The organism is Mesorhizobium sp. P2_A8, assembly GCF_056404935.1.
In genome coordinates this window covers 64,776-76,464 of record NZ_JBFUDB010000012.1, presented here as the reverse complement: position 1 = coordinate 76,464, position 11,689 = coordinate 64,776, and the positions used below count along the sequence as shown (strand labels likewise).

The window sequence follows — 11,689 nt, the reverse complement described above, 5'->3', positions numbered from 1 at the left end:
TTGGAATGCCGCTTAATGCAACATCAACGCTTTAAGGGCGATTGCGGGATTTGCCAGTGCGTCAGCTTCGGCACAAATTCGCCTTCCGATCATCGTCTCGGCGACGCGTATATCCTTCCCGATAGCGGCAGCACTGCCAAACCCGCATGCCGCCACTAAGCGCCCGTCAGGGGCCAAGTTAAAGGAAATCTGTCCCTTCTCGCCAAGGTCCCTGTTTATAGTGGCACCCGAATTACTACAAATACCAGCGATCTGAAGCGTCTCGTCGTACTGGTCCGACCAGAACCATGGAACGCGCTCGTAAGCGGAGTTTGAGCCCAACATATTAGCTGCCGCAGCCGCGCCCTGTTGCCACGCGTTCCGCCACACCTCGAGCCTAATTCGCTCGCCGTAGAGGGGATGTAGGAAAGAACAACAGTCGCCGGCCGTAAAAATGTCAGGATCGGAGGTGGCTAGCGTGTCGTTCGCCGCGATCCCATTTTCGATCGCTAGCCCTGCCGCTTGTGCAAGTTCTATGTTTGGAACGGCACCGACCCCCACCAGCACCAGATCGGCGAGGTATGTGCGGCCGTCCGCCAACAATACCGCAGATCGTTCTTCAGCCGCCTCGACTCCCGTGACCGTAGAATTCAGCTCAATGCGTACGCCAGCACCCAGATGTTTTGCTTTGACGCGCTCTGCCATGCTGGCTGGTACTGCTCTCATCAGCAGCCGTGGGCCGGTCTCAAGCACTGTTACAGAGGCGCCCCTGGACATCGCACTTGCGGCAACTTCAAGCCCGATGAAGCCACCTCCGATCACGACGACATTACATCCTGGCCTGAGGGCCTGCCGAATAGCGACGGCGTCGGCATAAGTGCGAAGCGTGTTCACTCGACAGTGTGGGTTGACTGGGACAGTTAATCCTCGGGGACGGGCGCCGGTTGCTAAGAGCAAACGCTCGTAAGCCAGAAGTTCGCCTCCCGAGAGCGAAACTGTATGTGTTGCGCGATCGACTGACTGGACGTTGCGCCCATCAAGGTATTCGATTGCCAACTTTTTCAGCCGCTCATGAGTGATAAGGAACTTTGGCCCATCATCTCCACTCTCGGCCAAAAGGCGTTTTGATAGCGGTGGTCGTTCATAAGGTAGTGTAGCTTCATTGCCGATCAGGATGACGCGTCCGCCGCACCCTCTCTCCCTTAACGCAACAGCAGCGGCCGTTCCCGCCTCGCCCGCACCGACAATTACCATAGGGCGTTCAGGTTTCATGCGGGCAATTTCTTGCAGCATAATGGCGCAGCTTGGTATCTATGCGGCATCACTCTCCTCCCGATAGGCATTCAGAACTTGATGAACACGACATTAGAATCGACCTTGATCTCGTAGCGCCTTAGGTCGATGCAAGCGGGCAGAGCTCGAGCTTCGCCGGTTCGGTAGTCGAACGCCCCAAAATGCTTGGGACATTCGATGATGTTGCCGTCCACAAGGCCGTCTGCCAGATGGACCTTTTCATGGCTGCAGTGCCCGTCGATCGCAAAGTAGTTGCCGTCTGGCGACCGAATGACTGCGAACGAGCGCCCGCCATGGTCGAACCTCATAGCTTCTTCAGGCGCTAAAGCCTCCAAGGCGCAAACCTCCACCCACTCTCCTGGTTTGGTCATGTCTCTTTCTCTCTTTGGTTTGGTATCGAACACGGCGCTAATGATGCAAAGCCGCCGTGCCCCGCTTGCTGCAGAGAGCAACTATTCGCCGAGAAAAGTGCAGCCCGAGTGCAGCTTATGTCTTGGAACCGCCGCGGTTGAAGTTTTTTGCCTTCATTCGCCTGTACATCGCATCGTCGGCCTCGGGCGAGCCATCGTGCGCTGTGCCGAACCACTCATCAAACGGGATTAACGTATCGCCGTAGTTCACCTCAAAATACCTATGGTGTAGGTAATGATAGTAGCCTTCGGTATCGAGATTCTTGTCCCCTTCGGATACGATCTTGTCGAAGCCGAGATGACCCAGCGCTGGGATCAGCGCCTGGATCATAAGGCAGAACATCACGTTCGTCGGGTGAGAGGGCACAACGAAGTAAAGAAGCACCCCAGAGAAATATAGGATGTGCTCAAACGTATGCATCGACAAACCCGACCATGGTCCCGGATTAACGTTATTATGATGCACTTTGTGGATGGTGTGGTAGAGGGGCCCAATGTGGATCAAGCGGTGAACCAAGTAGAATTGCAGCTTCAACCAAGCGGGCGTAATCAGCAGCAATCCGATAAAGTACGGAAGATGCTGGTGAATATTCAGTTGCGCCATGTGGCCATTTGCATACATCCACCAAGCGAGCACCTCATAAGCCGTCCAAACTGGCACCCCGCTACACATAGTCCAGAATACGTTCTCGGCCGTTTGGCTTTTGAATAAAAATACTGAATTGTCGGTGTCGGGCCACTTTGCATTGTATTTGAAGCTAGTGTGTTGTCGGCGCTGAATGTATAGAAGCGTGTGTAGCCCTCCATATATAAGGACGGCCAGCGCGGCGTTGCGCAAGAGAATAGCCGCCACCCAGCCGATGCTGAACTCTCGCATCGTATCCATCGTCGGCGTCAGATAGACCCACGCGACAACCGATATACCGATGAGGAGCATATTCCAGGGCCAGAGATATCCAGGAAAGCCGAATATCCACACGAGAAACTTTTTCGGTTGAGCCGGCCATACAAACAAGGGCTCGCGGGCGGGCCGCTTATGAGGTGACCACTGGCCCCGTTTATCACGGCTTCCATAAAGGCTGTCATCCATACGATTCTCTCCTTCGTGAGCCCAGCGCTCTGAAACTCTAAAGAGTTATGATGTATACAGCAGTACGGCTTTCTGGCTGCCATGTCAAGAGTGGTGCGCCGCAGAGCGCGGTTTTTGTTTGCCGTACAGCGGCGAGCTGTGTATAGCTTGACCGAGAACCCGTGACTTGCACGTTACGAGGCCTGCCCTCACCACATGGGTATAGAACAGGCGCTGTTTCACTTCGTGGCCGGGCGCATGCATCGCGCCGGCGTCAGCTATATGCGCGGGAAACGATCCTTTCCGTCTGGGGTTCGTCGAGACACCTAGACCAAGACCAACATGGCGCGGCTGTGGGCGAGCTTCTGGTTGGGCAGCGGCTCCAAGCCGAAGTCCCATAGGCAGACTATTAATCTTCCTGGCGACGCTGTGTCATGATCGCCTGAAGACCGCCGTGGCTGCTGATGGGCGTGGTGGTTCCGAAACTCAAAGTCGGTGACATCGTGATCATGGGCAATTTCGGCTCGCTGAAGGGTAGGGCTGTTCGCCGCGCCATCGTGGCGCCGGCGCATTCTGGTGCCGATACACTCGCCCGATCTGAACCCGATCCAGCAACTCTCTGCAAAGCTCAAACAATGGCCCAGGAAGGCGAGCGTCATGCGCTCGCCTTTCCCATCCGGCACGCCGGCGGGGCGCTCCCTCGGTCATCGCGGGGATAGGGCAGAGCTACCCAGCCTTCGTCTAGCCGCGGCCGGGATTGAGTACCGGCGCCGTCGTCTCGTGAGCGAATAGTTTTGGTGAGATCTTCAGCAGCCGTTCATGCACCAGACGCGGATGCCAAAGGCGCAGCCGCCCTGCGCTCAGGCCATAACGGCGAGCGACATCGGAAATGATTGCGTTCGCTCTAGCGTCTCCGCGATGATCCGCCCTTTGTCATCCACAGACCACTGGCGCCGGCCGCCAGGCGCCGTAGGATCAAATCCAGACACAAGCCGATTTCCGATCCCCAATGCAGAACCGGCAATATCGCGACCACGCCCGAAAGGTGGTCCGGAACCACCGTTTACGAAAAGAGTAGGCCAAGCCATTCATCCATCTACGAATGAACTCTTGTCCCTCAGGTCGGCGGGGTGCGGACGATTTGCGATGGCAGACCGCAGAACCCGACTGTCAGGTGGACGCGTCGGGACTCGATTTGGCTAGTCAGCGGTTTCCTGTGGCTCGAGCCGATTGCCGCCGCAAGACGCCCATGAGGATCATCAACATCAAGGAGAGTACGATCCAAGTGGTGGCTACAGCCAGGATGGTGGGACTGATCTGCTCGCGCAGCCCTGACCACATTTTGCGAGGAACCGTGTAGTACTCTGGACTAGGTGAAAGGAACAGCGTGATTACTGCCTCATCGAACGATGTGACAAACGCTAAAGCGGCTCCTGACAGAACTCCTGGAGCGATAAGAGGCAGCGTGACCCGGCGGAAAACCATTGTGGGATGGGCGCCGCAAACTAGGGCAGCCCGCACGAGCCCTTGATCGAAATTGGATAGAGTGGCAAGCACCGTTACCACTACGAAAGGAAGTCCAAGGGTGGAATGCGCTAGGACGAGTCCAACGTAGCTGTCCACAAGCCCGACTTTTGCGAAGACGAAATACGTACCAGCCGCCAGCACAACGATCGGAACGATCATCGGCGCAAGAAGAAGACTCAGGATGAAGCTGCGCATTGGCAAAGGCCTGTTTAGCCCCAGAGCGGCAAGAGTGCCGAGTGCGGTAGCCAGCAGAGTAGAAAGGCCACCCACAAAGAAGCTATTGCGCACGGCAACCCTCCAGCCCGCATCCGAAACGAACGCTTCATACCACCGGATAGAGTATGCCTCCGACCGGAAATGCAACATGCCACCGGTGAAGGTGAAATAGGGCTCCGAATTGAAGGAGAGGGGTACGATGATGAAAATAGGCGCGATGAGAAACATCAAAATTGCGCCGCAGATCACGCGAAACAGCCCCGACCACGCGTATTCGACATTAAAACTGTGCATGTCGAGCCCTCAGTTCATCAGGCGGTTTGCGCCGGAATATCGATTGTAGACGCCGTAAAGGATCAGCACGACTGCCAGGAGTATCACCCCGAGTGCCGCAGCCAACCCCCAGTTGAGCGATGACTGCATGTGAAATGCAATCAGGTTAGAGATCATTTGTCCGGACTGTCCGCCGACGAGCGCGGGGGTGATGTAGTACCCAACAGCAAGGATGAAGACTAGGAGAGCGCCAGATCCAAGTCCTGGCAGCGTATTTGGGAAATAGACCTTCCAGAACGCATAGAACCTGTGAGCACCAAGCGACTGCGCCGCGCGCATGTACACAGGCGAAATGGAGACCATCACGCTGTATAGCGGAAGGATAAAGAAGGGCAGGAGGATATGCGTCATAGCGATCAACGTGCCGGCGAGGTTGTAAATCATCCTCACGCGGTTTTCGTCTGAAATGATGCCGAGATAGACGAAGAGATCGTTCAGCACACCCTGCGACTGCAGCAGCACGATCCATCCTGTTGTTCTGACAAGCAGCGACGTCCAGAATGGTAGAAGAACGAGCATGATCGAGACTGAGGCAACGAGCTTCGATGACGTAGCGATCAAGTAGGCGACAGGATATCCGAGCAGAATACAAAGCGACGTCACCGAAAATGCTATAAGAAAAGTCCTCACGAACAGTGTGGTGTAAATGCGATTTTCCTCCGGCGCGAGTTCCAAGCTGCCGGAAGCATCGCGGCGAAGATCGACAGCGGCGAGATAGTAGTTAGCATTTACGGAGTGGCGCAACTGATTGATAGCCTGCCAGGTCGATTGAGCTGCCCAATTTGGATCGGCTTTGACAAAAAACTCTGTAAAGTTGTCGACGGGTGGCGTTTGACCCAAGCGGCGCACAGTCCGCATGACCGTGCTGCGTAAACCGGGGTACTCAACATTGAGGCGGTTTGCAATTAAGCCAACCGTATCAGCTTTCCGGGCTTCGCTGAGGTCTTCCGCAAGCGCTCGGAAGGTTTCCTCATCCGGAGCACCCCTTCCACTCCAATGCTCAAGCGCTTGGACGACTCGTGGAAGCCCATCCGGAACGATCGGGTCATATATACTCAGCCGCAAGATGTAACCGAGCGGGACGATGAAAGCGATGAACAAGAGCACCAATGCAGGCGCCAACAGTAGAAGGCCCTTCCGAGTATCGCTGCGACGGGACCGCGCTACTCGGTGGCCCAGGTCATCAGGCGTGGCGAAAAATATTGCCTCAGCCATTGGAGGCCTTTCCCTCGGCTGCAAGAGCCCGAGCATCCGTCGCATGCCAACCGAGTATGACGGGATGCCCTACCGAGACCTCAGGGATGCCGCCTCGGTTAGGTTGCTTTAATGTTAGTGTTTGGCCGCTTTCAAGCTGACAAGATATACGCAGATGGTCTCCGAAGTACACAACCTCCTTAGCGATGCCCTTCACCTTGTTGGCGAAATCGTCGTCACTAAGCGCCAGGCAAACGCGTTCTGGTCGAAGCGAGACGACTACCCGACCACCTTGCTTTAACGGGCCGACAGCGACGCATTGAATCTGGGCATTTCCAACCATGATAGCGCATGCGCTTCCGCTCACGGAAGTTGCAATGCCAGCGAGATGGTTGTTCTCGCCGACAAAAGACGAAACGAATGACGTTTCCGGCGCCTCGTAGATAGCCCGGGCCGGCCCCACCTGCTCGATCATACCATTGTTGAAAACGGCCACTCGATCTGACAGTGCCAGGGCTTCGTCTTGATCGTGGGTAACATAGACCACGGTCAGGCCGAGCTCTTCGTGCAGGTGTTTGATTTCCATCTGCATGTGCTCTCGAAGCTGTTTGTCGAGCGCTCCGAGCGGTTCATCCATGAGAACGAGTGAGGGCTCAAAGACAAGTGCACGGGCGAGGGCAACCCGCTGCTGTTGGCCGCCAGAAAGTTGCGCAGGTCGTCGATGCGCCAAAGCTCCCATACGGATCCGCTCGAGAGCAGAACACACCCGCGAGGCGATCTCTGGCTTCGGGATTTTACGAGCAACAAGCGGGAATGCGACGTTCTCCTCGATAGTCATGTGTGGGAACAGGGCATAGTTTTGAAAGACCATACCGATCTCACGTCGGTGCGGTGGAAGGTCGGTCAGATCGCGACCCGCTACGCTAATCTTACCACCCGTGGGACGCTCGAAGCCGGCGAGCATCATCAAAGATGTGGTCTTGCCAGAACCGGATGGCCCTAGCATGGTCAAAAATTCGCCTTTAGCGATCGTCAACGAAAGGGATTTCACGACGAGAGAAGAACCGTCATAGCTTTTTTGTACTTCGTGGAACTTTACGAAGCTGTTGTCGGTATTCATGAGCATTCCCTGACCCCAACAGTAGCAGCAAATCGCTGTATCCGAAGGTCGGAGCTTAAGCTCCGACCTTCACTAAAGAGGTTAATCGAAGACGGATCACTTCGCCTGCCAAGTCGCCCAGCGCTGATTGATCTCGTCCTGATGATCGGCCCAGAACTCAAGATCATTGGCGAGGGACGTCTTGAAGTTAGATTCATATGTAGGAAGGTTGGGTCGGACAGCTTCCGGGACGAGAGGCTGCGAGGACTTTCTCACGGGGCCGTAGCTGATCCATTTCGTCATGTCCGCCAAGCGCTGACTTGTCGTCGAAAACTTCACGAAGTCCAAGGCAGCGTCCTTGTTCTTGCTCGCTTTTGAGATCGCCCACACATCGAGATTCCAGATCTGGCCATCCCAGACAATTTCGAACGGCTTATTTTCTTTTGAGATGGCGTCGTAGATGCGACCGTTGCCCGCCGTTGTCATTACAACTTCACCGTCGGCAAGGAGCTGCGGCGCTTGCGCTTGCGCGCCAAAGAACACAACGTCCTTCTTTATTGTGTCAAGCTTTGCGAATGCCCGGTCAAGGCCTTCCTTCGTCGCTAGCGTTTGGTAGACCTTATTGTTGGGCACGCCATCTGCCATGAGCGCCCATTCGAGCATCACGTTCGGCTTATTATTCAAGCCCCGCTTCCCCGGAAACTTCTTCAGATCGAAGAAATCAGCGATCGTCTTCGGCCCTCCGTTCGGAAACTTCGTTTTGTCGTAAGCGATTACGTTGGACCAGGTGACGGTCCCGACGCCGCAATCCATCAAAGTGCCCGGCAGAAAATCGTCGATCGCGGAGGTCCCGTCCGCGGCCTGCGCGAGCTGGGTGGCATCGATCTTTTCGATCAGACCGTCATCACATGCCCGAAGCGCGTCCTGGAGTTCAAGATCGATAACATCCCATGCCCCATTGCCAGACTGCACCTGCGACCGGAGTTCAGCCAGCCCGCCATTGTAATCGGCCGTCAGTACCTTAGTGCCCTTCTCGGCCATGTAAGGTTCGATGAAAGCCTTCGACTGAGCGGCAGTGTAGGCACCCCCGAAGGAAGCTACCACCAGCCGATCCTCGGCGAAGGCCGGAATCGTGGATACACTGGCCAGTGCAACGCCTGCCACGAAAATCGAAATTCTATTCATAGTTGTTACTCCTCTGGATTGGCTGGCTCTTTTTCGCCAGCTCGGCTTATTGAAGGTAGACCGGTTGTTCTGTATGACTTGTCTTCTCTCCTCACAGTGTACTCGTGGCCGAAGCATTACGGCATTTTGCTACGGACTGGGGCAATAACAGCACCGCACAAGCAGCGATCCTCGAAGATGTGGAATGAAGGCCAACGCCATTACCCGAGCCGCGTTGGTGACGATATTGCTGGTGCCCTCTTCATTCCGGAACGGTCAAAAACCTCAACGTTCGTCGGCGTCTAGATTCCGTAGGGATGTGCTACGCTGTCCCTCACAACACTGCGAGTTCACGCGGGTATTCGGTTAGGTAGTCAAATCCAGTTTCCGTCACAACAATCGAGTCTCCAATGCGTCCACCGAAGGTGCCTTCGATGGTAATGCCCCCGTCGACCGCGAAAGTCATACCGACAGCCAACTGTCGCTTCTCTCCTCGCTTTAATTCCGGCGCTTCCAGAAAGGATTGGCCGACGGACCGGCCGGTGCGATATCCCGGAGAGAAGCCCGCCTCCGTGTAGACCGCCTCCGCGGCGGCATTCACTTCCTCGCAGCTAATTCCAGGCCTGATAGCTGCGAGTGCCGACTGCTGTGCGGCTACAGCGGTCTGGTAAACACGGGCTTGCTCATCCGTCGCTCCACCCACAAAGAATTCGCGGTCGAAGCCAAGCTTGTAGTTGCGGAAGTTGGCGATGCCGCAGAAGCAGAGATAGACGGGATCTCCTAAGCGGATTTCGCGGACAGAAGAGCGGCGATGAACCAAGCAAACGTCAGTGCCGGATTGGAGAATCTGGAGATTGTAAATGGTAGGAGACACGAAACGGTCGGTATCGTCGTCGAGGAATGATGCAGCCTTTCGTGTTCCAGCAGCAATGACCGCTAGAGCCACTTCGTACTCTGGCACACCAACGGCGATGGTCTCGCGCGCTCCTTGCACCATCGCCACCGCAACCTGACCTGCCTTTCGCATAATCTCGATTTCGTCAGCGGACTTTATCATGCGTATCTCGGACACGAGGGGTCCAACATCACCGAGTTCGGCGTCTCGAACTATGGGAAGTAGGTCGTTGGCAACGAGGGCAGGGATGGATCGTTTCTCGATCGCGATACGGCGGGCCTTGCCCGCGATCGCCGATTTGAGGACCCTTCGCCACTCATCATCGATGCCATCGCTCCAGGGGCGGATATCGCGGACCCAGCTCATCCGTGAACACATCTCTGTTTCCATAAGAGGCGTGATCATGATCGGGTCACCATCAACTGGGACGGCCATTAAGGTGGGGCGGCCGAAGTCGATACCTAGGTAGTTTAGATACTCCCCGAAGTACGCAATGGAGTCTGGGTTGGTCAGCAAGGCGATCTCGAAGCCGGCTGCCTCAAGCGCGCTCTTCAATTTTTCGGTGCGAAGCTCACCCGTTTTCATGTTTTCGATCCAAGCTGTATGCAGGTGCGATAAAAAAATCTATATGCCAGCTCTAAACCCCTGTCAACTGCCCGGAAATTGCGGCGTTTGCCCGCCTTGTCTTGCTCCAGCTGTCATAGGTGTGTACAGGTGGGGTTGTCGCAATTGGAGGGAAAGATGCAGCGCACTGGGGAATTTGAAGATCAGATCGGCTGCGGCGGCATCCGCTTTGATGCGGGTCGTCACAATAAGGCAAAGATCGGTTTTGTGCTTTTGGCCATGGAGCAGACAATCGAGGAGGACATGTTCAAATTGGCACCAGAAGGCGTGGGAGTTCACTTCCAGCGAGCGCCTATGGCCAACAAAGTGGATGTCGAAACTCTGTTGGCGATGGCATCGGGTATCGGCGACGCGGCGGCTTTGATCGTTCCGGAGGTGAAGCTTGATGTAATATGTTATGGGTGTACGTCTGGGAGCGTAGTGATCGGTGAAGACAAGGTTTTTGCCGAGCTCACCCGAGGGGCGCCTGGCGCCAAGCCGACCTCAATTATTTCCGGAGTTATGCGTGCTCTGAAAAGTGTGAATGCGAAAAAGATTACTGTTGCGACGCCGTACGTCGATCCCGTTAATGAAATTGAACGTCGATATATGGAGGAAAGAGGATTCGAGATCCTGAACATTCAGGGCCTTAACGTCGAAAATGACGAGGACATGGTTCGGATAACTCCTGATTATCTATTCGAGTTTGCTAAGCAAGTGGATCGTCCTGGTTCCGACGCAATTTTCATTAGTTGCGGAGCGCTGCGGTCAGTGGACATCATTCAGGCACTGGAAGCAGAAACTGGGAAACCGGTCATCACCAGCAATCAGGCCATGATGTGGGACTGCCTCAGATTGGCGGGAGTCCGCGATCGGAGCGACTTATATGGTAGACTATTTAGAGAATGTTGATCTCTAGGTCTCAACCTAATGCCTCGCAATCGAATCCATGCTCAGTATCGCCGCCGCATTGAGGTGACCTATCGTAATGAATGACAGTGTTGTGTCCCGACGCCGGCAGACACCTAACAGGTCCGGCCGAAAGGGCGGGCGGGCGAAGCTTAACGCAATCTACAATATTCTGCGCAACCGCATTTGTTTCTTTGAAATTCCTCCAGGCAGCATTCTTCGCGAAAGCGAACTTGCAAGGCAATTCCAAACAAGCCGAACGCCTATCCGGCAGATTTTACAGAGGTTGGAGATCGAGGGGCTCGTCGAGGTTCGCGACGGTGTGGGGAACTTGGTTACCCCCGTCGATTATTCTGCGCTTTCAGATGTTTACAGGTTGAGGCTTCGAGTGGCCGAACTGGTCGGAGATTTTGCTCCCCGTCAACCTTCGGCAGACGCCGTGAAGCAGATATCCATCTTGCTTGCCTCGGCGAACCTCCTTCGAAGTGGGAAGGATCTACGGCAGTTCTGGAGAATTGAAAATGACAGACATATTTTCATCAATGAGATGATCAGCAACGCGCCCCTCAGGGCGTTGCATGACAACCTGTATTTTCAAACTGCTAGAGTGTGGTATGGGGTCGTCGACACGATGTGGCCTGAGGCAGTTGATGGTCTCTGTCGAGAACTCGAGCTAATCAAAAACTGTGTGGAAGTTTCAGATATACGCGGCATGGGATATGTAAACCGCAATATGATAGCGGAAGGAATGTTTCGCCTGGAGCGCCACTTTGCTCGAAATAAATGATTCTGTGTCTAACACCGCAAAGTAGCGCTTTGCTATCTTTAAATCCAAGATATCGACTTTAACAGTCAGCGATCTTGAAATCAGTCTGCGGTCGTGAATGCCCCAGCAGGATGCTCGACCCGACATTGGCAGCAAGAGTACCACGCATCGGTTTGCGGATGGTGGCGCAAAATATCGCTAATACTCCCATCCCACGGCTTTTCTGAGCTGT

At 54.9% G+C, this 11,689-nt stretch carries 10 protein-coding genes; 2 read left to right on the top strand and 8 right to left on the bottom strand.

Annotated features, from left to right (window positions below):
• Positions 1-12: 12 nt before the first annotated feature.
• From AC1D10_RS31500 to AC1D10_RS31465, 8 genes are all read right to left on the bottom strand, one after another.
• Positions 13-1,251, bottom strand: a complete 1,239-nt coding sequence (locus tag AC1D10_RS31500; RefSeq protein WP_477278702.1) for an NAD(P)/FAD-dependent oxidoreductase — start codon at positions 1,249-1,251, stop codon at positions 13-15.
• Positions 1,252-1,322: 71 nt separating this feature from the next.
• Positions 1,323-1,643 carry a MocE family 2Fe-2S type ferredoxin gene (locus tag AC1D10_RS31495; protein WP_477278701.1) on the bottom strand — a complete coding sequence of 107 codons (321 nt, stop codon included), beginning with the start codon at positions 1,641-1,643 and terminating at the stop codon, positions 1,323-1,325.
• Positions 1,644-1,758: 115 nt separating this feature from the next.
• A complete protein-coding gene (locus AC1D10_RS31490; protein ID WP_477278700.1) occupies positions 1,759-2,772 on the bottom strand; it encodes a sterol desaturase family protein in 1,014 nt (337 codons plus the stop codon).
• 1,182 nt (positions 2,773-3,954) lie between these two features.
• A complete protein-coding gene (locus AC1D10_RS31485; protein ID WP_477278699.1) occupies positions 3,955-4,788 on the bottom strand; it encodes an ABC transporter permease in 834 nt (277 codons plus the stop codon).
• Positions 4,789-4,797: 9 nt separating this feature from the next.
• Positions 4,798-6,042: an ABC transporter permease gene (locus AC1D10_RS31480; protein WP_477278698.1), complete on the bottom strand. Its 1,245-nt coding sequence runs from the start codon at positions 6,040-6,042 to the stop codon at positions 4,798-4,800.
• A complete protein-coding gene (locus AC1D10_RS31475) occupies positions 6,035-7,141 on the bottom strand; it encodes an ABC transporter ATP-binding protein (protein WP_477278697.1) in 1,107 nt (368 codons plus the stop codon). The genes AC1D10_RS31480 and AC1D10_RS31475 overlap by 8 nt, the downstream gene beginning before the upstream one ends.
• A gap of 96 nt (positions 7,142-7,237) precedes the next feature.
• The gene (locus AC1D10_RS31470; protein WP_477278696.1) at positions 7,238-8,305 is read right to left on the bottom strand and encodes an ABC transporter substrate-binding protein; all 1,068 of its coding nucleotides are present in this window, start codon (positions 8,303-8,305) and stop codon (positions 7,238-7,240) included.
• 313 nt (positions 8,306-8,618) lie between these two features.
• Complete coding sequence (locus AC1D10_RS31465; RefSeq protein WP_477278695.1) at positions 8,619-9,764, bottom strand: M24 family metallopeptidase; 1,146 nt, start codon at positions 9,762-9,764, stop codon at positions 8,619-8,621.
• 156 nt (positions 9,765-9,920) lie between these two features.
• Between AC1D10_RS31465 and AC1D10_RS31460 the strand changes: the two genes are divergently transcribed.
• Together AC1D10_RS31460 and AC1D10_RS31455 are read left to right on the top strand one after the other, a co-directional pair.
• Complete coding sequence (locus AC1D10_RS31460) at positions 9,921-10,694, top strand: maleate cis-trans isomerase family protein (RefSeq protein WP_477278694.1); 774 nt, start codon at positions 9,921-9,923, stop codon at positions 10,692-10,694.
• Between the two features lie 76 nt (positions 10,695-10,770).
• Positions 10,771-11,478, top strand: a complete 708-nt coding sequence (locus AC1D10_RS31455; RefSeq protein WP_477278693.1) for a GntR family transcriptional regulator — start codon at positions 10,771-10,773, stop codon at positions 11,476-11,478.
• Positions 11,479-11,689 lie beyond the last annotated feature (211 nt).